Origin of the sequence: Campylobacter avium LMG 24591, assembly GCF_002238335.1 — a bacterium.
Lineage (GTDB): Bacteria > Campylobacterota > Campylobacteria > Campylobacterales > Campylobacteraceae > Campylobacter_D > Campylobacter_D avium.
On record NZ_CP022347.1, the window covers coordinates 1,438,669 to 1,461,747 of the forward strand.

A 23,079-nucleotide genomic window follows, 5' to 3' on the forward strand; every position below is an offset into this window, starting at 1 on the left:
TTACCTCTCCCACCAAATGAGATTTGTTAGCTTTGGGTATTTGCATAAATCCACGCTATCACTAGATACTATATCGCCATTGTCAAATTCTACGCATTCTATGCCTTTAGAATCTAAAAAGAGTCTTTGTATCTTTAGCCCTAAAACATTTGCCATAGTATGCAGTATATCAAAATTTTCTCTATACCCGCTCATATCTAAGTTTATCGCCTCGGCTTTTTTTAGTCCTTTTATGAGTTTTCTTGATTTGCGGTAGTCAATGATTGAATCTTTATCTAGCACATACTCGCAGTTACTTAAACTTTCCTCATAAGATTCTAACTCATAATATCTAAAAGCAATAGATATGGGATTTACTTGTTTAGCATTTTTTAACTCCCCATTTTTCCATTCACTACTAAAGGCTACTTTTTTAATGCGGGGGATAATCACATTATAAAAATGCTCTCCCATTTCTACAAGCACAAATTTACGCTTACTTCCCTCTCTATTTAGCTCTAGCACAGCATGAGCGGTTGTGCCACTCCCACCAAAAAAATCCAAGATAGTAGAATCTTGACTTGTCATTTCTAAAAATTGTTGCACCACATAAATACTTTTTGGTGTATTTTGTGATACATCAATGTTTAAAATATTTTTTAACAATTCTGTTCCATATTCTGGATTTGAAAATAAATTATCTGTCCACAATGTTGTTGGCTTGGCTTTTTCTAAATAAGGCGTATATATTTTGCCACTCTTAAATATATAACTATGCAACTCCTGTTTTACTCTATTAAATTCTCTTTGCCATACTAACAGCTCGTGTGTTCTACTCTTTGGGAGAATAAAATTAAAACCTTGTTGTTTATATTTAATTTCCAATTGTTCTATAAAATCATCATTAAATTTTTTTGTGTTCTTATTATAGATTTGTTTATATTCCTCATCTGTAATCATAAATAATTTATTATCTTTTTCAAGTATTGGAAAGTAGCGAAATGGTCTTTCTTCTCTCCTTGAATTTGTTCCTGTTCTTATCAATGCGGTGTCATTTTTTTGCTTGTTAATTTTTGGAATCTCAATATTAAAGCTTGTATTATCACTCTTACAATACAAGAGATTATATTCTGATGTTTTTGAAATATTATTAGCAACTCTACCTTGCGGATTGCATAATACGCTATTAGTTAAAATGTGGTTATCGACACCGAAAACCTCATCACACAAGCAACCCAAATTAAATAACTCTATATCATCAATAGCTATATTAATTAAGCCCCGTTCACTTAAAAATTCCTTTGCTAATTCCAAACGATTTGCCATCATAGAAAGCCAAGTAGAATCCTTAAAATTGTTTTTATAAATAATCTCACTTGCTGGGGCATTATATGGCGGGTCGATGTAGATTAAATCTACCTTGTTTTGATACTTTGGCAGCAAGGTATTGAGAGCTTGGAAATTATCAGCTTTTATCAGTTCTCCATTTAGGATAGATTCTATATCCTCAAATGTGCTTAGAATCTTGTATTTTGTCGTTTTACTAAAATGCTTGGTATCAAGGGGTAGAAATTTGTATTTTTCATCACTAATATTTTTGATTTCAAAATGTTCATCTACTAGCTTTAGCTCCTGCCATTCTTTGATTTGCTGTTTAAAGCCTGTGTCTTGAAAGATAGATTCTAGTATTTGCTCTGAATCTCTAGCGTGATTGTAGATAATATCAAGGCTAAAGATATACTCCACTTTCTTAGCAAACTTTGGCTTACACCAAATAGCTTTTAGCTCATCTTCAAAATCTGCTATGTAATCAATAATGCTAAAGGCTACTTTTTTAAGAGTATTTAACTCTTCAATTTTCTCTTGTCGCCACTGCGTAATATCATCTAGCACATAGTTACATAGCCATAGATTAAACTGCTCTTGTAAAAAGGCTCTTGCGTTTTTATGGATAAAGAAGTCTATTTCATTTTGCCTTTTATAAGAGCTTAGAATCTTTTTTATTTCTTCTTCTTGTAGCTGTATTTTCTTATCTTTTAGGGATTTGATAAATTCATCACTTAAATCACTGCTATTTTGTTTAAAAACATTAGAAAGCTCTTTTAGGCTTTCTTTATCGTTTAGTACATAGATTCTTATATTTTCCTCTATTGCAAATTTAAAAATAGCCTTGTTTTTAGCATTATCGGCATTTGGGATAAAATGGCTTGTGTCAAAGATGAAAGTATATTTGGAATCTTGGCTTGTAATCTCTGCATCGTGATAAAGCGTGTCGGATTTCACATAGTAGAGATTTTGGGTTTTATAAAAAAGGCTTGTGTCTTTTGAGTTGGTATAGACTTTGGCATAGATGTTTTTATGCATCGGTGTATCGTAGAAAAAGGGCGTGCCTGTCTCGTTGAGATAGCTTGAAAAGAAATTATAGAGCTTGGTGTAGATATTGTGATTTAGCTCCTCTTTTTCTAAGAGGGTTTTGATATGCTGAAAATACTTTGATTTCATTTGCAATAAATTGATAAAGCCACTCTTTTTGAGGGCTTCCTTTGAACCTGAATATTGTGAGTCCGAATCTTGCGAAAATAAATCTTTTGAATCTTGTATCTGCACACCAAGATAGCTATTTTCTAGCTGTGATAAAAAGGCTTGTTTGTAGTCCATATCCTTGCTTCCTTAATAGTTTTGCTTATATTATTTGTTTTTGCCTATGCAATTTTTACATTTTTTAGCTTTTTTTGTGCTTTTTTGCTAGATTCTAGATTCTGTAAATACGTCATATTGAGCGTAGCGAAATATCTAAGGATTCTAGAATCTCTAAAGAGTCTTCATATAGTCATTGCAAACTTTGCTATGTAAAGTTTAGAATCTCATTTCACTTTCTCCCGTCCTCTAGCACTTTGGAATCTCCATTAGAATTAATTAAATATTATAACATAGGATAAATTTGCTATTTATTTTTATACTCATTAAATGTAGCAATTATAGTATATAAGTGATGATTTTGTATTCCACATCATTTTCCTCTAAAAATTTCTTTACACCATAGTCAAGATTTTCACAGCTGCTTATGAAAACCCGCCTTACATTCTTTTTAGCAAATATTTTTTGGTTTTTTTCTAAATACGCTGCACAATCGCCCCAGGAATGTATAAATGGTAGGGGATTTGCAAACACCTTTGTTTTATCTGCGTATTCTTTCAGTTTAAAATTATGATTTAATTCTCTTTAAAATCTCATCAGCCAATACACTAGCACGTTTATTTAAAAATTTATCGTAATCATCATCTAATATACCAAAGTCTTTTAAGTCGATATAATGCGTTTTTAAGCTCTGTTCTAACTCTGGATTATCTTTAAGAAAATCTTTTATATAAATGCTTGGAGCTTTGTCTTTTATGACTCTTTTGTTAATATAGTCATCAACCAAAGTAATATTAGCCAAGCAATTTATCTCATCTTCATCATATTTATTCAACTTTTTCAAATATGCCTTTGGAAAAAAGTGATGATAGTTTTTGGAACTTGCAATATTTAGCCAAGAATTATCAAGTCTCACAGATGAGTTGTCATTAAATTTTTTGGGCTCTTTATAAGCAAGAATGCATAATGCTGCCTTATACCAAGCACTAGAGGTTGAAAATCCACTTTTAAGCCTCTCTTCATAATGTTTCTTAGATTCATCACAATTAATCTCTTTTGTGAAATCTATCTTTTCATTTTTGCAAATTTTTTCTACAAGTTTTATATCTTCATTAAGCTTTGATTCTGTGCTAGAAGAAAACCTTTCTCCAAAGGCTGCCCTAAAAAAATATATGTGTAGATTCTCGAGTTGCTTTTTTGTTGGCGGTTTTTTATCGTTAATATAATAAAAATATGCAAAAGGAATAATAAGAGCATAATATGGTAAAAGCTTTGAAGAAGGGATCTTTAAAGAATCTTGAATCTTTTCAATGGCATGTTTTAGACATTCTACAACACGATCCCATTTTTCTATAAAGCTATGTTTATCTATTGACAAAATTGCCTCTCTTTTTGCACTCTTTTTTAGAATCAATGCCATAAGTTGCAAAATAATATTTTTATTTTCTGCGATAGACTCATATCCACTGCGTTCCAAGTCTTTAATAAGAATATCAAATTTTTCTTCTAAGTCAAAACCCTCTTGCTCTTTTGTTGCTTCAGTATATATCTTTGCATTCACAATTTCAAAAAGCGTAAGCTCTTTACCACTTGTGTTGATTCTTGTAAAAATATCAGCTATCTTATCTAAAGACTGGTTTTCAATCTCTATGGTAGAAAATTCATAGTTTTCTATTCGTTTCCTTAGCTCATTAGCTTGATTAGCAATATCTCTGCCAAATTCATCGCTAATTTCCAAAATATCCCTATTCATCAAATCATAAAAACTAATATGCTTTTGCGGTTTATCACACACGCAAACATCATCGTCATTTTCTACATTCTTATCTAAATCTATAAATATTTCTTTGTAGTCATTTTTATCTATTTTTAATCCTTTAATGGCCAAGTATAGGGAAGTAATTCTTTGTTGTCCATCAAGTATATAATAAACAAAATCACCTTCTTCAATCTCTTTTAAAATTTCTCCACCGAGCTTTTTAAGCGATTTTAATCGCTCTTTAGTTTTCCACAAAATAAAGCTTCCAACAGGATAACCTTTAAGTAAGCTTTCAATCAATTTTGCACTTTTATTCTTATCCCAAACAAAATCTCTTTGAAATTTTGGAATCTGATAGATGCCATTTTCAATATTTCTTATGATATCATCATATCTTCTACTAATGGGTTTTGGTTGTTGCATAATATCTCCTTGTAATCAAAATATATTTTTTTACTTTCTCCCGTCCTCTAGCACTTTAGAATCTCCATTAGAATCTATTTCAAGCACGACATAAGGCAAACCTTGTTTGTTTAGCTCTTGCATAAAGGGGTCGGGGTCGTTTTGCTCCATATTCCACACACCACTTCCATTATCAGAATCTATACCTTGAAATTCTCCACCTTTTGGCATATCAGCATTTAAGGCAAGTCGCTCTTGTGTATAGTTAGATTCTGCAATTCTAGTATCTTGCGTAAGAGACGAATTGCTTCCTACGCCCCACTTACCCTCGCATATAAGCTTTGCTCCTATCATCGCTGGCACTCCTGTGGTATAGCTCACGCCTTGCGCATTTACCTCTTTATAGCAAGCCTCGTGTTCGCAAATATTATAAATATAAATGGTTCTTTCTTTGCCATCTTTTACGCCCTTTATATAGCAGCCGATGTGTGTTTGTCCTTTGGTGCGGGGCGCTAAGGAAGCTGGGTCTGGTAAAAGTGTCTTTAGCACCTGAATAGGCACGATTTTTTGTCCATTATGCTCCACCTCATCAACGCGTAAAAGCCCGACATTTTCAAGGCATTTCATATGCGTTAAATAACTCTCGCCAAAGGTCATAAAAAAGCGAATTCGCTTTAAGCCCTTGATATTTCTTATAAGAGATTCTAGCTCCTCGTGATATAAAAGATAGCTATTTTTCACGCCTACTTCTGGGTATTCCCACTCCTTCATAAGTGCAAGAGGTGCTATATCTTTCCATTCTCCTCCAAAATAGCTTTCATTTTTTAAATCCTGCGTGTTGGATTCTAGTTTAAAATGCTTTTCCTCTCGCTCAAATTTGCGGTAAATGGCGTCCTTTTTTAAGTCTTGATTTAATGCCAACTTATCATCTTTTGTCCAAAATCTTGCCTTAGAACTAACTTCTCTCAAATTAATCTCTGGATTAAAATTCGTAGCAAAGGCATAGCCGTGATCCCCTGCATTACAATCCAAAATATCGATAGTATGTATCTCATCAAAATAATGTTTTTGCACGTAAGCACAAAAGACATTCGTAACTCCCGGATCAAAGCCACTGCCAAGTAGGGCAAAAATCCCTGCTTGTTTATAGCGTGTATCGTAAGCCCACTGCTCTTTATACTCAAAGTGCGCTGAGTCTGGATGCTCGTAGTTTGCGGTATCAAGATAATGCGTTTTGGTCTGTAAGCACGCCTGCATAATGCTTAAATCCTGATAAGGCAAAGCTACATTCACCACCAAAAAGGGCTTATACTTTTGTATCAAAGCAACGATTTCTTCAACCTTATCTGCATCCACAGAATCCACCTCAATCTCACCTAAGCCCTTAGAACGGATAGAATCTGCTATCGCTTGACACTTTTTGATATTACGTGAAGCTAAGATAATGCGAGAAAAAACCTCTTTATTCATAGCCATTTTATGTGCTACCACACCGCCAACACCACCTGCACCGATTTGCAAAACACAAGCCATAAAAATCTCCAAGATGTGATATAAATTAGGTCGCTATTATATCACAGTGTGTTTTCTTGAAAACAAACTATTTATTTCTTAGGTCTTTTTTTGGGCTTTACTTCGGGCAGAAGTGGAGCAATAGTTTCTACAAGCTCTTGCAAAAGCGTGCTAGAATCAACATCAACCACATACCATTCCTTTGCCCCATCATAAGGAGGAGCCTTAGAAGCAAATTTCAGCATATCCTCTAGTTCTTTATATTGTTTGATAAAAAGCGTATCATCGCAGATAAGAAAAAGTGGCTTTGGCATACTAAAAGGCTCGTTGATAGGTTGTATATAGATACAGTACTCGCCAAACATTTTCCTTGAGCTAAATTTATAAAGCTGGCTGCTTGCTTCTAAGCAGTCCAACACAAAGTCTTTAAATTCGCTTGAGCTTGGCATATCTACCTACCTAATCTTAAGAATTTTGATATTTTCTTAACATAAAAATACTCTTAATTTCTTACTACAACCTATGATTATATAGAAAAAGGCTTAATAAAGATTGTAATGCTATAATAATGTGCGTTTGGGCTTAAAAAGGAGAAAAAATGAAAGACTTTATCCTGCTTTTAGGGGCAAAATCAATACCTTAGAGAAAGATCATTAGCTGGTGCAAGAAAGGCTTTTGCAGGCGAGATTTTCATAGCAAATAAAAATGCCTTATTTGAAAAAAATCGCTTTTTGATAAAGAATTTGCTTGTGATGAGAAGGATTATAAAACTCTTATAAAACTTATAGAACAAAGGCAAGATAAGGGTAATTTTATGGGAGCCATTCCTTTAAATGACTGGAGCTTAGAAAGCGCTACTAGGATAAATTTGCATTTTAACTTGCCCTCCTTATCTTTAGAAAGTGTTGAAAAGTCAAGAAATAAACATAAGATGAAAGAATGCTTTAAAAAGGCTTCTTTGCCTGTAGCAAAAAGCTTTTTGCTTTCATATGAAAAAGAACTTGATGAGGCTATATCAAAAGTAGGTTTGCCTCTTGTTATAAAGCCTTATGATTTAGGAATAGCCCATGTTGAGATAAAGATAAAAGATGATAAGGCTTATATCATAGAAGTAGGTGCAAGGACAGGCGGAGATGGTATAATGGATCAGATAGAAAATGCCTTTGATGTAAATCCTTACTTCTTGCACATCTCATCTTATCTTGGAAAAGATCTTAAAGATTTTACAATGCCAAGTGCAAAGCGAAGCTGTGCTATAGCCTTTCTAAAAGCAAGAGAAGGAAAGATAAAAAAGATAAATGAGCTTAAAAATATACCAAAAGAGCTAAGCAGCATAAAAATCACAGCTAAGCTTGGAGATGAAAGCAAGGTAGCCAAAGACTGGAGTGCGAGAGAGGGTGTGGTAGAATTTGTCTTTAAAGAACTTTTTAAAGAAAAAGCTTCCTGCCTATAAGCTTAAGCAAGGCTTTAAGTGATGAGCTTTTTGAAGTAGAGTGATGATAGTTTATATAATCCTTTCTGCACTTTACCGCCTAGCTTGTGGAGCTTTAATACTTGCTATAAACTGGCTTTTAGTGGTGGATAAAAGCACATTTTCAAGCCTAGCTATACTTACCGCACTTACCTTTTTACCGGCTATTTTAGTGCCATTTATATATAAAGACTCAAGGATTCCTGCTGATAGGCTAAGTGCTTACGCTCTTTTCTTTGCTTCTTTGCTCTCTTTTGCTCTTCATTTTAGCTTAAGCGAGTTTTATATACTCATCTTTAATACCATACTTTGGTTTTTCTTTTTTATAATGGAATCAAGCTGGGAAGCTTGGTTTGCTAGTTTAGCTAAAAAATACGATGAAAATTCTATAAAAAATTTAGCTCACTTTCAATGAGTGCAAATCAAGCTTCTTTGATGCTAGGACCGATACTGGCTGCTTTTTTATTTAAAGAGAATGCAAGACTTATCATACTTCTTTGTGCCATACTTTTTGCCCTTTGTGCCTTTGTTAGCTTTTTTATATCTATGAAAAGTAGTTTTGAAGAAGAAAAGAAAGAAGAAGGACAAAGTGTTGAAAAATTTAAATTTTCAGGGCTTGAGTTAAGTTTTTTCTTGATTTGGCCTACCTTGGCAGCGTTTAACTTTATGCTACCTGTGCAAGTTGTCTCACAAAAAGGAAGCTTAAGCGATGTAGCCTTGTTTGATGCTTTTATGGGACTTGCTATGATACTTTCATCTTTTATCATTTCACAGGCTTTTTTAAACAAGATTTTTTTAAGATATAAGCTTAATGTCTTAGTACTTATCTTAGCCATCTTTATATGGAATTTTGATGGGCTTGTGTTTAAAATTGTAGCCGTTTTCATTTTAGGCTTGTTTTTTAATGCAAGTCGCATACAAATAAGAAGCATTTTAGCTAAAAGATATAGCCCTTTAGCCGTCTCAAAGCTAGTATCTTTAGCAAATTCAAGCTCATTTTTCATCATCATACTAGCTCTTTATATAAGTTATGATAAGCTTTATTTAAGCTATATCTTGCCCTTTATATTTGCTAGTTTTATATCCTTGCTTTTACTTAAAAAATATTAACTTGGCACTATGGAATTTTTACGAGCTGTTTTTTGCAGGGAAAATATGCAAAGTAAAAGTATAATCGCATATAAAATACTAGTTGATTTTATGACATTTTGCACAAGCTCATCTTGCATTGCACTTTTTACAATATTTTCATAATTTGGCATAATGTTTTTAGCTTTAGTTAAATTTACCTCTATGATAATATTTTTATTAGCCTTTATATAATCTTTAGCCGAATTTAGCTCAGTAAAAGTCATATTCAAATCAGAGTTTTTATTTTCAAAATTTTCCTGCATAATATCAAGTATTTTTGAAACAGAGCTTGAATTTAGTTCATTTAAAGACTTTTCAAATTTACTTTCATAAAGTTTGTCTGATGAAAATATGCCTACAAATGGGTTTAAAAGTTGAGGTGTTGAAATTAAAACAAATAAAAATGTTAAATACAAAAATAATTTAAAAATAACATTTAATAAAGGATGCTGAAAATACAAAAATAATTTAAAAATAAAATTTAATGAAGGAGGCTGAAAATACAAAAATATAATATAATATAAAAACATGCTTAAAATATAAACTGAGACAAAAAAGAAAAGTTCTCTAAAATTTAATGATATGAGACAATATGGCAAAATATCGTAAAAAAAATACAAACAAATATATACCACTACAAATGACAAAGAGGAAGTAAATATGTTATTTTTATTTTGATACAAAAGCATCATAATAGTACATAGTATTATAAAAGCGAATAATATATAATATACTACTTTCAAACCGAAAAAATCTTTAGTTAGTATGTATAATAAAAATGTATGCAATTGTTCAAAAAAATTGTAAATCAAATAACAAAAAGTGGCATATAGAGATACTGCTCCTATAGTAAAATGAAAAATTTTTAAAAAATTGGTATGATGATTGCTAGTGTTTCTATATATATTTAACAAAATACAATTAAACCAAATTAAAATATTGTCAAAAATATCAGTGCTTGCTTGATTTTTTTTAAAGTTTAAGTTTATTTCAAACTCTTTTTCTTTTGCATAAAGCTCTAGCTTATGCCATTCTTGTGCATCTAGGGTATTATTTTGACTTATTAGAACATCTTTGATGGTTTTAAAAGAATCTCTTATATTTTTTATACATTTTAATTTATCTTTTTTATAATTATTTTCCACATATTTTTCTATAGACTCAAAGCTTATTTTATCCACATTTACATTTATCAAATTTACAGCTTTTGGTTCGTTAAAATAAGAGGCAGAAAAATTTGGCACTTTTTCGAAAGTAGAATTATAAAAAGAAGCTAACTTTTCAAATACACAAGCACAAAATGTAGTTTTTTCTTTAAACTTGCAATATGTAAAATACACAGACTCTTTAAAAGTGCAAGTATTAAATTCTATATCATTAAAAGTTTCATCTTTGAATACTAATCCCCCTTTAATAACTATAGACTTAAAACTAAGCTTTATATCTTTGCAAAAATCTCTAGCAAATTCTAATTTAAGAACATCAGCATCTCTAAAAGAAAATTTAGGAATTTTATCAGTAAAATCACATTCAAAATTAAGTTTTAAATCATTATCTACAAATATTTTTAAAGAATTGTCTGAATTTTTATGATTATCTTTATTTAAAATATAAAGTTTTTCGTCATATTTTTTACATAAGCATATATTATTTAAGAAATCTTCTCGTTTAGGTCTTACACCAATAAAAGATACTTTTTCTTTTATAGTAAAATTGTGAAAATCTACAATATTGTTAAAATTGCATTTTTTAAATATCAAAGATGAAATGCTTAAATTTGCAAATTTAACCTCTTTTTCAAAATCACAATTTATGAATTCAAAACTAATACAGTTCAAAATAATCTTATTTTCAATATAAGAAGCAAGATTAAAATTACAAAAAATTAAAGAGATAAATTCAAATGTATAATCCTTAAATTTATCATCAGAAATTAATCTTATTTTTTCTTCGCCTAGTGTGTTAATATCTATGTCTATGCTACATTTATCCTTGCGAACAGGGTAAATTTTCACTACTTTTTTATCTGACTTTATACAAATTTTAATATCATTGTCAATATTTTGTCCATCAAGTCCAAAAATCTTTTTTATATTTTCTTTTGATATAATATCCTCCATATATAAACCCAATAACTTTGATATAAAATAATTATAGCAAAATTTATAAATATAAATAAGACCAAACACAAAGTAAAACAATAAAAAAGAAGGGAAAAATAAAAATAAAACACTGATAAAAAGAACATAGCTAATAAATATAAACAGCAAAAAGCCAAATCAAATACAATAGATAAGAAACTCAAGAAAAAACAATAAAAAAGAGATAAAAGATAAAAAGTCAAAAAAAGATATAAAAAAGAAACAAAGAAAGAAAAAACTCAAAAAAAAACCCAAGATTAAAGAAACAAAAACAGAATAGAATAAGAATAACAAGTCCGCAATGAGCTACTTTCCCCCTGCCAGTAAGGCGTAGTATCATCACCCACGATGTGCTTAGCTTCTTGGTTCGGGATGGAGCAAGGCGTTTCCACATCTGTATAATCACGGACATTGTTATTTAAATGTTTTTAAGGCTATTTAAAAAACTAAGATAATATCTTAAGCTTTAAGAATAAAAGTAGCTCTTAAGTTTATAAAAGCTTTTTAATTTAGGATAAATCTTTATTTTACTTTAGCTTTTATTCTCATATCTTAGTTTAAAGATTTAATTTCTTTGATAATTAAGCTTAAAATTTAAAGCACTTAAAGCTTTTAATTATTTATCTTTTAAACCTTAATCTATCTCACCTTAAATTTAACAATCTTTCCTAAGTATAAAAACACTTAAAAAACAATGTTAAGAGCAAGTTTTAAAAACATTTCCAACTATATAAACCTTAGCAAGGAAGTGATGCTTAATAAGATAAGCCAAACGTTCTATTAGTACTGGTCAGCTAAAAGACTTTCATCTATTACACACCCAGCCTATCAAAGTGCTAGTCTTGCACAGAACTTAGAGAAGATTCATCTTAGAGTTGGCTTCACGCTTAGATGCTTTCAGCGTTTATCCTTTCCAAACTTAGCTACGCTGCGATGCTCTTGGCAGAACAACAGCTACACCAGTGGTTTGTTCAACCCGGTCCTCTCGTACTAGGGTCAAATCTCTTCAATCTTCTTACGCCCACGGCAGATAGGGACCGAACTGTCTCACGACGTTCTGAACCCAGCTCGCGTACCGCTTTAAATGGCGAACAGCCATACCCTTGGGACATGCTCCAGCCCCAGGATGCGATGAGCCGACATCGAGGTGCCAAACCTCCCCGTCGATGTGAGCTCTTGGGGGAGATCAGCCTGTTATCCCCGGGGTACCTTTTATCCTTTGAGCGATGGCCCTTCCACACAGAACCACCGGATCACTAAGACCGACTTTCGTCTCTGCTTGACTTGTATGTCTTGCAGTTAAGCTGGCTTATACCTTTATACTCTACGAACGATTTCCAACCGTTCTGAGCCAACCTTTGTAAGCCTCCGTTATTATTTGGGAGGCGACCGCCCCAGTCAAACTACCCACCAGACATTGTCCCACTTGAGGATAACTCAAGCTGGTTAGCTACCCAAATAAGAAAGAGTGGTATCTCAACAATGGCTCATATACAACTGGCGTCATATACTCAAAGCCTCCCACCTATCCTGCACATTCTTATCCAAATAGCAGTGTCAAGCTGTAGTAAAGGTCCACGGGGTCTTTCCGTCTTGCCGCGGGTAGGAGGAATTTTCACCTCCACTACAATTTCACTGGATCCCTCTTTGAGACAGCTCCCATCTCGTTACGCCATTCATGCAGGTCGGTATTTAACCGACAAGGAATTTCGCTACCTTAGGACCGTTATAGTTACGGCCGCCGTTTACTCGGGCTTCGATCAAGAGCTTCGCTAATGCTAACCCCATCAATTAACCTTCGAGCACCGGGCAGGCGTCACACCCTATACATCCTCTTGCGAGTTAGCAGAGTGCTGTGTTTTTGGTAAACAGTCGGGAGGGACTCTTTGTTGTAAGTTTCCTTGCTTTCGGAGTAAATCCTAATACAAGGCGAACCACACCTTATACCGAAGATACGGTGCTATTTTGCAGAGTTCCTTAAAGAGAGTTCTTCCACGCGCCTTAGAATACTCATCCCACCCACCTGTGTCGGTTTACGGTACGGGCAACAGCAGCTAAACTTAGAAACTTTTCTTGGCTCGACAGCATCAAGGGAATTTCTATCCATCCGAAGACTTCAAAATTCTCATCGACCTCAGAGTATTGCCATACGGATTTGCCTATATGACCTCCCACATCTTTGAACTAGCACTTCCATCCGCTAGCTCCCTTTAGCTCTAAGCGTCCTTCCATCGCACACTGCTGTTGGTGCTGGAATATTAACCAGCTTTCCATCAACTACCCATTTCTGACTTGTCTTAGGTCCCGACTAACCCTACGATGACGAGCATCGCGTAGGAAACCTTGGGTTTACGGCGTTAATGATTCTCACATTAATTATCGCTACTCATGCCTGCATGCTCACTTCTATTTACTCCAGCACTCCTTACCGGTATACCTTCGACGCAAATAGAACGCTCTCCTACCGCTTACACACAACTTAAACTATCTATAAGTTTATCCTAAGAATATTTTTACTGATTTTACTAAGTTTTACTCATATCTTTGACTTCATAAAAATCAGTAAAAATATAACTTAGTTTTTAATATTCTAAACTTAAATAATCTAAGTTGTGTGCAAGCCTACAGCTTCGGTACTTACTTTAGCCCCGTTATATTTTCCGCGCAAACTCACTAGACCAGTGAGCTATTACGCTTTCTTTAAAGGATGGCTGCTTCTAAGCCAACCTCCTGGTTGTTTGAGTAAGTTCACATCGTTTTCCACTTAAGTAAGATTTAGGGACCTTAGCTGGTAGTCTGGGTTGTTTCCCTCTTGACGACGGATTTTATCACTCGCCGCCTGACTGCTGTGATACCACTAAAGGTATTCGGAGTTTGATAGGGTTTGGTACATTGGTGTATGCCCTAGCCCATTCAGTGCTCTACCCCCTTTAGTTACTTCACAACGCTATACCTAAATATATTTCGGAGAGAACCAGCTATCACGAAGTTTGATTGGCCTTTCACCCCTATCCACAAGTCATCCCGGGGCTTTTCAACGCCTATGGGTTCAGTCCTCCACTAGTTCTTACACTAGCTTCAACTTGCTCATGGATAGATCACTTCGTTTCGGGTCTGCAGCATCTGACTTAATAGCCCTATTAAGACTCGCTTTCGCTACGGCTTCGCGTGTGCTTAACCTTGCCAGACACCACAACTCGCAGGCTCATTATGCAAAAGGCAGTCCATCACCCTGTATTGCTACATAGGGCTCTGAATGATTGTAAGCAAATGGTTTCAGGTTCTATTTCACTCGGCTCACCGCCGTTCTTTTCACCTTTCCCTCACGGTACTTGTGCACTATCGGTGTAGTATTAGTATTTAGGGTTGGATCGTGGTCGACCCGGCTTCAGACAGAATTTCACGTGTTCCGCCCTACTCAGGATACTGCTAGCTAAAGTTCATCTTTCGCATACGGGACTATCACCCTCTGTGGCTATACTTTCCAGAATGTTCTGCTAGATTTACTTAGTGCATATTGCAGTCCTACAACCCCCAGTGCAAGCACTGGGTTTGCCCTCTTGCGCGTTCGCTCGCCACTACTAACGCAATCTCTATTGATTTCTTTTCCTGTAGGTACTAAGATGTTTCAATTCCCTACGTTCGCTCCATAAATGGTAGTGTATATCTCTATACACTGGGTTGCCCCATTCGGAAATCTAGGGATCAAAGCTCCTTGACAGCTCCCCCTAGCTTATCGCAATCTAGTACGTCCTTCATCGCCTTTACTACCCAAGGCATCCACCATTCGCTCTTAGTAGCTTACCTATTTCTAATCTTCTTTAACGTCAAGGCAAAGCCTTGACTAAGAAGCAATACTAAAGGCCTAGCCCGTCCTAGCCTAAGCTAATAGACTAAATAAAAGGGTAAGGACTATATAAAAGCTTAAATTTATAAACTAGATTAAAAAATAAAAGCTTGTATTACTTCTTAATTTAAGATTAGTGCATAAAAGTTAAATTTAATTTAACTTCTACCTTTATTCTAAAACGCATCACTTCCTTGTTAAAGTTTATAGTATGAGTAAAATCTTAAATCAAGACGGAAAGTCTAGCTTGTGAATGCTAGATTTATTTATATACTTAAATTACTACTAGCTATATTAGTTTATATATGCAATATAAAAACATAAAAAAGTCATAATAAAAGTATGAGAATTAAAATTTAAACTCGCTTTAACAAGTTCAGTAAAATTGTTTTTATAAAACTTGCTTGTGACTCTTAACAATAATAAATAAAAGAACAACACTAAAACATAAGTAAGGAGTAAAACTCACATGAATATGCAAAGTGAAAGTTGAAATTATACGAAACTAAACTTAAAAATAGTTAAATTTAATAATTAAGTTTTTAAGTTTTTTGGTTTTTTGGTTTTTTATTTGGTTTGGGGTTTGAGGTTGGAAGGGTTGGGGGGGGGGCTTTTTGGGCGGTGCGAGAAAGAGGTAGACAAAAATCTCGTTATTTTTAAATCAAATTTTTTATATGTTTTTATTTAGATGAGGATAAAAATTTATCAATATATATAAATATAATATAGCTGCAAGATATGTATTGCCAATTGTATTACATATGTTTGAAAAAAGTATAATCTACAAAATACTTAGATAGTAAGCTTTCAAATAATTTTTATATATTCAAATTTTAAAAGATAAAAAAGTTGGAATAAATTGGATAGATAATAATTGCGCTTATTTAATGATGAAAATTTTCATTTAAAATTTATATTTAAGACATCGATTTAACATAAAACATCTGAAACATCATAAAAAAGTTGTTAGTGTTAAAATTTTATGGTGGTCCTAACAAGACTTGAACTTGTGACCTCACCCTTATCAGGGGTGCACTCTAACCAGCTGAGCTATAGGACCTAAATGGTGGAGAATAGCGGGATCGAACCGCTGACCTCCTGCGTGCAAAGCAGGCGCTCTCCCAGCTGAGCTAATTCCCCTCATAACCGAGACCAATCAAAAAACCTCTCATCGTTTTATCTATATCTTCATTCAAGCTTTAAAATCTAAACAAGGATGATTGAGCTTAAGTAATAGTTGTGAGACTTATTACTTATGTACTCTAGAAAGGAGGTGATCCAACCGCAGGTTCTCCTACGGTTACCTTGTTACGACTTAACCCCAGTCGCTGATTCCACTGTGGAGAGTAGCCAGTTTAGCATCCCCTCTTCGAGTGAAATCAACTCCCATGGTTTGACGGGCGGTGAGTACAAGACCCGGGAACGTATTCACCGCAACATGGCTGATTTGCGATTACTAGCGATTCCGGCTTCATGCTCTCGAGTTGCAGAGAACAATCCGAACTGGGACATATTTTATAGATTTGCTCCACCTCACGGTATTGCGTCTCATTGTATATGCCATTGTAGCACGTGTGTCGCCCTGGGCATAAGGGCCATGATGACTTGACATCGTCCCCACCTTCCTCCTCCTTACGAAGGCAGTCTCCTTAGAGTGCTCAGCCGAGCTGTTAGCAACTAAGGACGAGGGTTGCGCTCGTTGCGGGACTTAACCCAACATCTCACGACACGAGCTGACGACAGCCGTGCAGCACCTGTCTCAACTTTCTAGCAAGCTAGCACTTCTTTATCTCTAAAGAATTAGTTGGATATCAAGCCCAGGTAAGGTTCTTCGCGTATCCTCGAATTAAACCACATGCTCCACCGCTTGTGCGGGTCCCCGTCTATTCCTTTGAGTTTTAATCTTGCGACCGTACTCCCCAGGCGGTATGCTTAATGCGTTAGCTGCATTACTGAGATGACTAGCACCCCAACAACTAGCATACATCGTTTAGGGCGTGGACTACCAGGGTATCTAATCCTGTTTGCTCCCCACGCTTTCGCGCCTTAGCGTCAGTTAAGTTCCAGCAGATCGCCTTCGCAATGGGTATTCTTGGTGATATCTACGGATTTTACCCCTACACCACCAATTCCATCTGCCTCTCCCTTACTCTAGACTATCAGTTTCCCAAGCAGTTTAATGGTTGAGCCATTAGATTTCACAAGAGACTTGATAATCCGCCTACGCGCCCTTTACGCCCAGTGATTCCGAGTAACGTTTGCACCCTCCGTATTACCGCGGCTGCTGGCACGGAGTTAGCCGGTGCTTATTCCTTAGGTACCGTCAGAATTCTTCCCTAAGAAAAGGAGTTTACGCTCCGAAAAGTGTCATCCTCCACGCGGCGTTGCTGCGTCAGGCTTTCGCCCATTGCGCAATATTCCCCACTGCTGCCTCCCGTAGGAGTTTGGACCGTGTCTCAGTTCCAATGTGACTGATCATCCTCTCAGACCAGTTAAGCGTCATAGCCTTGGTAAGCCTTTACCTTACCAACTAGCTGATACTATATAGTCTCATCTTGCACCGAAAAACTTTCCCACTATAACTTGTGTTATAGTGGAGTATGGGGTATTAGCACTCATTTCTAAATGTTGTCCCCCAGTGCAAGGCAGATTAACTATACCTTACTCACCCGTGCGCCACTAATCCACCTCTAGCAAGCTAAAGGCTTCATCGTTCGACTTGCATGTGTTAAGCACGCCGCCAACGTTCACTCTGAGCCAGGATCAAACTCTCCATAAGATATTTACTTTTCAGTAAATATGGATAAGTTTAATCTTTTTCATTTCAAAGAAAAAGTTTTAAATAAAAACATAAGTTAATACACTTATGCTTGTTCTGGCTCAATCGATCACTTATTTAGATTTCAAAGATTGACGAAGTATAAATAAATAAAACAATGATAAATTAAAGAACAAAAATAAAATCAATGAGCTAGATTATTTAGACTAGAATTTAAATTAAATTATAAACAAGTCTATATAAAAGCTTTGTTTGATTTTAAACTTTCTTTGTTTTTTAGAACTCTCATGAAAGCACTATAAAAGGCTTTAGGGTTTAAAAAATAAAAAAAGGAAATGAAATTATATATAACTAAGCTTAAAGGGAGATAAAAATATAATCAAATATAATCAAATATAATCAAATATAATCAAATATAATCAAATATAATCAAATATAATCAAATATAATCAAATATAATCAAATATAATCAAATATGTGAGATATGTGAGAATTTTGAAATAATGTGATAAAAAAAGCATGTGAGAATGTATCAAAACATATGGAAATAGCATGATTAGAGGTACAATAAACATGTAGTTATATGATAATCAATTGTGAAAAAAATGAAAAAATATGATAGTATATGATAATCAACAACATGAGAATTTTAAAAAAATGTGATAAAAAATAAACACATAATAATATGTGGAAAAGTATAAAAATGTATTTCGTTGTGGGGTATTGAATTTAGGTAGAATAGGTTGGGAGATTAGAAAGACCTACCCAAACAAAACATTATGAAGATTTGAAAAGAATTTTATTCTTTTCCGTCAAGCACAGGGACAAATAAGCATTCATCAAGCACTTCTTTTTTGATGAAATTGTCTTGCTTGCTAAACCTCACTATAAACTGTTTTTTATCTTTTAGTATAGGAGCTACTAAAATTCCACCGTCATTTAGCTGCGAGAAAAGCTCTTTTGGCTCTTTTTCAAGATAAGCTGAAAATAAAATTCTATCAAAAGGTGCGTATTTTTCCCAACCAAGCTGCCCATCAGCATGCATTACGAAAATATTATGCAAACTTAGCTGCTTGAAAATTTCACTTGCCTCATCCACAAGTTTTTCTATCCTTTCTATGCTAAAAACCCTTCTTATAACCTTGCTTAAAACGGCTGCTTGATAACCACTTCCACAGCCTATCTCAAGCACAGAATCAGCACCTTCAAATTTAAGCGCCATGGTCATCTTAGCCACAGTCAATGGCGAGCTTATCCATTGCTTTGAAAGCATGGGCATAGCATTTAGGCTGTAAGCATGAGCCTTTAGTGGCGAAAAAATTTCTCTAGGAATGCTGCAAAATGCCTTGTGCAAAGCTTCATTAATTGGAGTATTAGCAGCTATTTCATCTGCCATCATTTTTAATCTTTTCTCTTCTATGAAATTCATAACACACCTTTTGTTTTAAGTAGAGAATTTTTAAGCTTTTCTAGTTTTTCAGATAATAAAACCTCGTAAATTTTTGGCTTGTTTAGCGCTAAAATTTCTTTATCAAATTTAGCACTTTGTCTTAGCATGTATTCTTTGCTTTGTTGCGTGTTAGGGCATTTATAAACAAGCTCGCCATCTTTAAAAACTTGTATATGCAAATTCTCATATAGCAAATCATTGCTTTTTTCTATAGGCTCATCTGCTAAATAAAGCTTGTCGTATAGCGCTTGTTTGGTTTTTTTATCATAAATTCTAAATAATTTTTTAAAATGCGGATTGTTGATTTTCTCGGTATTTTCACTTATTTTGATTGCAGGCTTAATGCCGTTTTTACCCTCGCTTGCAACAAGTTTATAAACGCAGCCTAAAACCGGTGAGCTTTTAGCTGTTATAAGCCTTTCTCCTACTCCAAAAGCATCAATCTTAGCACCGTTTTTTATAAGCTTTTGAATTTCATACTCATCTAATGCCCCGCTAGCTATGATTTTGCAATCTTTCAAACCCTCATCATCCAAAATTTTTCTAACTTTTTTTGATAGCTCGCACAAATTTCCCGAGTCTATTCTCACGCCAAATTCTTTTAAACTATCTCTTTTTTCTTTAAAAATTTTAATAGCATTCACAAGCCCGCTTTGTAAGACATTGTAAGTATCTATAAGCAAAATAGCCTTTTGTGGATAAAGCTCGCAGTATTTTCTAAAGGCCTCTTCTTCACTCTCAAACATCTGTACCCAAGAGTGTGCCATAGTGCCTGAGATAGGAATTTTATAAAGCTTGCAAGCAAGAGTGCAAGAACTAGCACTAGCACCGCCTATAAAAGCAGCTCTAGCACCACTTAAAGCAGCATCAATGCCCTGAGCTCTTCTTGCACCAAATTCTAAAACCGCTCTACCTTGTGCTGCACGAGCTATCCTATTTGCCTTTGTAGCTATTAGACTTTGGTGATTAAGACTTAGTGAAATGAATGTTTCAAGAAGCTGGGCTTGAGATACCTTTGCTCTCACTGTTAAAAGTGGCTCATTAGCAAATACTATCTCGCCCTCTCTAACGCTATATATATCGCCTTGAAATTTAAAATTCGCAAGGTAAGTTAAAAAGTTCTCATCAAAAAGCTTTGTTTTTCGAAGATAAGATATATCGCTTTTGCTAAATTTTAAATTTTGTATGTAGTTTATAATGGAGTTTAAACCCGAAGCTACAACAAAACCTCCATCATCTGGAACCTTTCTGAAAAAAACATCAAAATAAGATATCTGCTCATCTAAACCATTTTCCAAATAACCATTGCTCATGGTAAATTCGTAAAAGTCGCAGAGCAAAGAAAGGTTCTTAAAAATCATCAAAACTTATACTACCTTTTGAATAATTTGTAACCTTGCTTTCAAAGAAATTGCTTCTTTGGTCGTTAAATTTAGAAAAATCATCTACCCATTTTATAGGGTGTTTTGCGTTGTAAATTCGATTTAGATTGATAGCAACTAGCCTTTGGTCAACCAGGTAATGTATGTATTCTTCTATAATGTCATCCGTAAAACCCATGATTTGATTTTGGGTGATGTATTTGCCCCATTTTATTTCAAGCTCTCCAGCCTTGGTAAACATGTCATAAATTTTGTTGACATTGGTATCATTAAACAAATCTGGTCTTTCGTTTCTGGTAGAATTTATCATATTTTGAAAAAGCAATAAATGCGTTATCTCATCTCTTTGTATAAATCTTATCATTTGAGCTGAGCCAAGCATTTTGCCAGCTCTTGCGAGTGCATAAATTGCTGTAAAGCCGCTGTAAAAATAAATACCCTCTAGAATTTGATTAGCAACCATAGCGAGCAAAAGCTTGTTATCATCCACTTCTCCGGCTAATTCCTCATAAATTCCTGATATAAAATCATTCTTTTCTCTTAAGGTTTCATCGTGCTTTTCCATTTCATAGATTAAATCAGTATTGTCGCATATGGCTTCAACCATTACGGCATAGGATTTTGAATGATTTGCTTCCTCGTAAGCCTGCCTTGTTAAAACAGCATTAATTTCTGGGGCTGTTATGTAGGGGTTTATATTGTCTGCTAGGTTGTTTGTTTGAAAACTATCCATTGAAATAAGCTGAGACCACACCAAATCATACATTCTTTTTTCAGCAGCTGTTAAATTTGTCTTATAATCCAAAACATCCTTAGTAGTATCAACTTCTTTTGGAAACCAAGTATTTGCTTCCATTAAATCCCAAAGCTTTAAAGCCCAGGTGTATTTTGCCTTTGTGAAATTTAAAATTCCATGCGGATTGCCGTTAAAAACCCTTCTATCGCCTATACTTTCATCTGAGCTTGGGTTATAAATTCTCTTTCTTTTCATCTTTTATCTCCTCATTTATCTGTAATTTTAGCAACTATGTAAGATGAACTTAACAAATCATGTATCATCAAGCCGTCTTTTCTAAAAAATGTGCTAATGAGCCCAAAAAGAACTCCTAAAGATACTATAAATAAAACATATCTGTATAGTATCCTAAAAAAACCTACCTTAGTGCCTGTGTTTTTGTCTATTAAATAAAGATTGTAAGCTTTTAAACCGGGACTTTGTGCCTTTAATGCCAAAAATACGGCCTGTAAAACTCCAAAAGAAAGACAACAAATAAAAATCACTAATTGATTTTGTAAAAAAGCCTCTTTTGAACCTAGCACGAAATAAGATATATAAAGAATAGGCACATAAATCAAAAAAACATCTATAACAAAGGCTTTAAACCTTTGCATTCTAGTTGCTATTCTTGCTTTTTGTTTCATTAATTTCCACGCGAACCGGGCTTTATGGCCTTAGAACCTTGTTTGCAAAATGGACATTCTGCTTCATCATAAATTTCAAAGTCAAAATTTGCTAAGGCAAAACAAGGTATGTCTGAAGGTAGCTTAGCGTTTTCTTTTGCTGTGGTATTTAAATTTGTAATGGCGCAAAAACCGCGATTTGCCAACGCTGCAAAAGCGACCACTTCAGCATCCAAAGCACGCACAACCTCAGCACTTTCAAGGGCTGAACCGCCGGTTGTAATGATGTCTTCGCATATTATTATCTTTTCGCCCTTTTTAACTTCAAAGCCCCTTCTTAAACACATCTTTAAATCAACTCTTTCTGTAAATATAAAAGGTAGCTCCAAAGCCCTTGCCAACTCATATCCAGCTAACAATCCACCTAAAGCAGGAGAGCAAATTTTATCAGCCTTAATGCCGTGCTCTTTTATTATCTTTGCTAAGTTTTCACAAAGCATAGCGGCTCTTTTAGGCTCTTCTAAGACCTTAGCACTTTGCAAGTAAAAACCTGAGTGCTTTTTAGAACTTAATAAAAAATGTCCTTGTAAGAAGGCTGAGCAGGATTTGTAAATTTCTTCTACATTCATAATTTTAACAATTCGCTTTCTTTTGTTTTCAAACTATCGTCTATTTTGGTTATATAAGAATCTGTGATTTTTTGCACCTCATCGTAAGCTTTTTTAGCCTCATCCTCTGAAACAGTCTTATCTTTTTCTAACTTTTTTATCGCATCATTTGCGTCTTTTCTTATATTCCTAATGGCAACCTTAGCTTTTTCCGCCATGGCCTTAGCTTGCTTTACATTTTCTTGTCTTTGCTCTGTAGTCATAGGAGGGAAAAACAACTTCACAGCCTCGCCATCATTGTTTGGATTAACACCTATGTTTGCGGCACTTATGGCTGTTTCTATGTTTTTTAGCATGTTTTTTTCCCAAGGACTTATGCTTATGGTGGATGCGTCGGTATTTAGGATTGTTGCTACTTGATTAAGCGGTGTTGGGTTGCCGTAATAATCAACAGTTATGTTATCTAAAATGCTAATATTCACCCTACCCGTTCTTAAAGTGGAGAAATCTTTTTTAAGACTTTGTAAGGATTTTTCATTTTGTGCTTTTTGCTTATCATAAATTTCAACTAACATTTTTA

At 34.5% G+C, this 23,079-nt stretch carries 13 protein-coding genes, 2 tRNA genes, 3 rRNA genes and 1 pseudogene; 3 read left to right on the top strand and 16 right to left on the bottom strand.

Translation table 11 applies throughout. From position 1 onward, the window contains the following. The 4 genes from CAV_RS07265 to CAV_RS07285 form a co-directional block, all read right to left on the bottom strand. Entirely contained in the window at positions 1 to 2,637 is a 2,637-nt protein-coding gene (locus tag CAV_RS07265) for a site-specific DNA-methyltransferase (RefSeq protein ID WP_094325866.1), read from the bottom strand. Positions 2,638 to 3,184: 547 nt separating this feature from the next. Next, the gene (locus CAV_RS07275; protein ID WP_094325867.1) at positions 3,185 to 4,798 is read right to left on the bottom strand and encodes a GmrSD restriction endonuclease domain-containing protein; all 1,614 of its coding nucleotides are present in this window, start codon (positions 4,796 to 4,798) and stop codon (positions 3,185 to 3,187) included. A gap of 30 nt (positions 4,799 to 4,828) precedes the next feature. Beyond that, positions 4,829 to 6,310 (bottom strand): saccharopine dehydrogenase family protein, encoded by a 1,482-nt coding sequence (locus tag CAV_RS07280; protein WP_094325868.1) that lies wholly within the window; start codon positions 6,308 to 6,310, stop codon positions 4,829 to 4,831. A gap of 71 nt (positions 6,311 to 6,381) precedes the next feature. After that, entirely contained in the window at positions 6,382 to 6,738 is a 357-nt protein-coding gene (locus tag CAV_RS07285) for a hypothetical protein (protein WP_094325869.1), read from the bottom strand. Positions 6,739 to 7,103: 365 nt separating this feature from the next. Between CAV_RS07285 and CAV_RS07290 the strand changes: the two genes are divergently transcribed. From CAV_RS07290 to CAV_RS07300, 3 genes are read left to right on the top strand one after another with little or no spacing between them, the layout of a single operon-like run. Further along, positions 7,104 to 7,742 carry an ATP-grasp domain-containing protein gene (locus tag CAV_RS07290; RefSeq protein ID WP_169711644.1) on the top strand — a complete coding sequence of 213 codons (639 nt, stop codon included), beginning with the start codon at positions 7,104 to 7,106 and terminating at the stop codon, positions 7,740 to 7,742. A 43-nt stretch (positions 7,743 to 7,785) separates the two neighbouring features. After that, complete coding sequence (locus tag CAV_RS07295) at positions 7,786 to 8,175, top strand: hypothetical protein (RefSeq protein ID WP_094325870.1); 390 nt, start codon at positions 7,786 to 7,788, stop codon at positions 8,173 to 8,175. After that, positions 8,172 to 8,870 (top strand): hypothetical protein, encoded by a 699-nt coding sequence (locus tag CAV_RS07300; RefSeq protein WP_094325871.1) that lies wholly within the window; start codon positions 8,172 to 8,174, stop codon positions 8,868 to 8,870. Before CAV_RS07295 ends, CAV_RS07300 begins: the two co-directional genes overlap by 4 nt. On the opposite strand, the pseudogene CAV_RS09350 reads toward CAV_RS07300, so the two are convergent. From CAV_RS09350 to frr, 12 genes and pseudogenes are all read right to left on the bottom strand, one after another. Then, positions 8,867 to 10,087: pseudogene (locus CAV_RS09350) on the bottom strand (hypothetical protein); the annotation flags it as partial. The gene CAV_RS07300 and the pseudogene CAV_RS09350 overlap by 4 nt on opposite strands. Before the next feature lie 1,238 nt (positions 10,088 to 11,325). Next, positions 11,326 to 11,442, bottom strand: a 5S ribosomal RNA gene (rrf, locus tag CAV_RS07310). A 349-nt stretch (positions 11,443 to 11,791) separates the two neighbouring features. After that, positions 11,792 to 14,839: ribosomal RNA gene (locus tag CAV_RS07315) — 23S ribosomal RNA — on the bottom strand. 1,023 nt (positions 14,840 to 15,862) lie between these two features. Further along, positions 15,863 to 15,939: transfer RNA gene (locus CAV_RS07320), tRNA-Ile, on the bottom strand. Between the two features lie 4 nt (positions 15,940 to 15,943). Continuing rightward, positions 15,944 to 16,019 (bottom strand) — tRNA-Ala (locus CAV_RS07325). Between the two features lie 126 nt (positions 16,020 to 16,145). After that, a 16S ribosomal RNA gene (locus tag CAV_RS07330) occupies positions 16,146 to 17,658 on the bottom strand. Together the 16S, 23S and 5S rRNA genes with 2 tRNA genes alongside form the textbook arrangement of a ribosomal RNA operon. Before the next feature lie 799 nt (positions 17,659 to 18,457). Further along, on the bottom strand, positions 18,458 to 19,087 hold the full coding sequence (locus CAV_RS07335; protein WP_094325873.1) for a protein-L-isoaspartate(D-aspartate) O-methyltransferase: 630 nt from the start codon (positions 19,085 to 19,087) through the stop codon (positions 18,458 to 18,460). Next, a complete protein-coding gene (locus CAV_RS07340) occupies positions 19,084 to 20,469 on the bottom strand; it encodes a nicotinate phosphoribosyltransferase (RefSeq protein WP_094325874.1) in 1,386 nt (461 codons plus the stop codon). Before CAV_RS07340 ends, CAV_RS07335 begins: the two co-directional genes overlap by 4 nt. Then, on the bottom strand, positions 20,459 to 21,481 hold the full coding sequence (locus CAV_RS07345) for a ribonucleotide-diphosphate reductase subunit beta (RefSeq protein ID WP_094325875.1): 1,023 nt from the start codon (positions 21,479 to 21,481) through the stop codon (positions 20,459 to 20,461). Before CAV_RS07345 ends, CAV_RS07340 begins: the two co-directional genes overlap by 11 nt. Positions 21,482 to 21,492: 11 nt before the next feature. Next, positions 21,493 to 21,912, bottom strand: a complete 420-nt coding sequence (locus CAV_RS07350; RefSeq protein WP_094325876.1) for an RDD family protein — start codon at positions 21,910 to 21,912, stop codon at positions 21,493 to 21,495. Next, positions 21,912 to 22,520, bottom strand: coding sequence for an orotate phosphoribosyltransferase (gene pyrE, locus CAV_RS07355; protein WP_094325877.1), 609 nt, complete (start codon positions 22,518 to 22,520; stop codon positions 21,912 to 21,914). The genes CAV_RS07350 and pyrE overlap by 1 nt, the downstream gene beginning before the upstream one ends. Beyond that, a complete protein-coding gene (gene frr, locus CAV_RS07360) occupies positions 22,517 to 23,074 on the bottom strand; it encodes a ribosome recycling factor (RefSeq protein ID WP_094325878.1) in 558 nt (185 codons plus the stop codon). The genes pyrE and frr overlap by 4 nt, the downstream gene beginning before the upstream one ends. Positions 23,075 to 23,079: the final 5 nt, after the last annotated feature.

Bases quoted from the DNA above. Each gene is read 5' to 3' on its own strand.
- CAV_RS07265 (WP_094325866.1), bottom strand. From the start codon at position 2,637: ATGGACTACAAACAAGCCTTTTTATCACAGCTAGAAAATAGCTATCTT.
- CAV_RS07275 (WP_094325867.1), bottom strand. From the start codon at position 4,798: ATGCAACAACCAAAACCCATTAGTAGAAGATATGATGATATCATAAGA.
- CAV_RS07280 (WP_094325868.1), bottom strand. From the start codon at position 6,310: ATGGCTTGTGTTTTGCAAATCGGTGCAGGTGGTGTTGGCGGTGTGGTA.
- CAV_RS07285 (WP_094325869.1), bottom strand. From the start codon at position 6,738: ATGCCAAGCTCAAGCGAATTTAAAGACTTTGTGTTGGACTGCTTAGAA.
- CAV_RS07290 (WP_169711644.1), top strand. From the start codon at position 7,104: ATGGGAGCCATTCCTTTAAATGACTGGAGCTTAGAAAGCGCTACTAGG.
- CAV_RS07295 (WP_094325870.1), top strand. From the start codon at position 7,786: ATGATAGTTTATATAATCCTTTCTGCACTTTACCGCCTAGCTTGTGGA.
- CAV_RS07300 (WP_094325871.1), top strand. From the start codon at position 8,172: ATGAGTGCAAATCAAGCTTCTTTGATGCTAGGACCGATACTGGCTGCT.
- CAV_RS07335 (WP_094325873.1), bottom strand. From the start codon at position 19,087: ATGAATTTCATAGAAGAGAAAAGATTAAAAATGATGGCAGATGAAATA.
- CAV_RS07340 (WP_094325874.1), bottom strand. From the start codon at position 20,469: ATGATTTTTAAGAACCTTTCTTTGCTCTGCGACTTTTACGAATTTACC.
- CAV_RS07345 (WP_094325875.1), bottom strand. From the start codon at position 21,481: ATGAAAAGAAAGAGAATTTATAACCCAAGCTCAGATGAAAGTATAGGC.
- CAV_RS07350 (WP_094325876.1), bottom strand. From the start codon at position 21,912: ATGAAACAAAAAGCAAGAATAGCAACTAGAATGCAAAGGTTTAAAGCC.
- pyrE (WP_094325877.1), bottom strand. From the start codon at position 22,520: ATGAATGTAGAAGAAATTTACAAATCCTGCTCAGCCTTCTTACAAGGA.
- frr (WP_094325878.1), bottom strand. From the start codon at position 23,074: ATGTTAGTTGAAATTTATGATAAGCAAAAAGCACAAAATGAAAAATCC.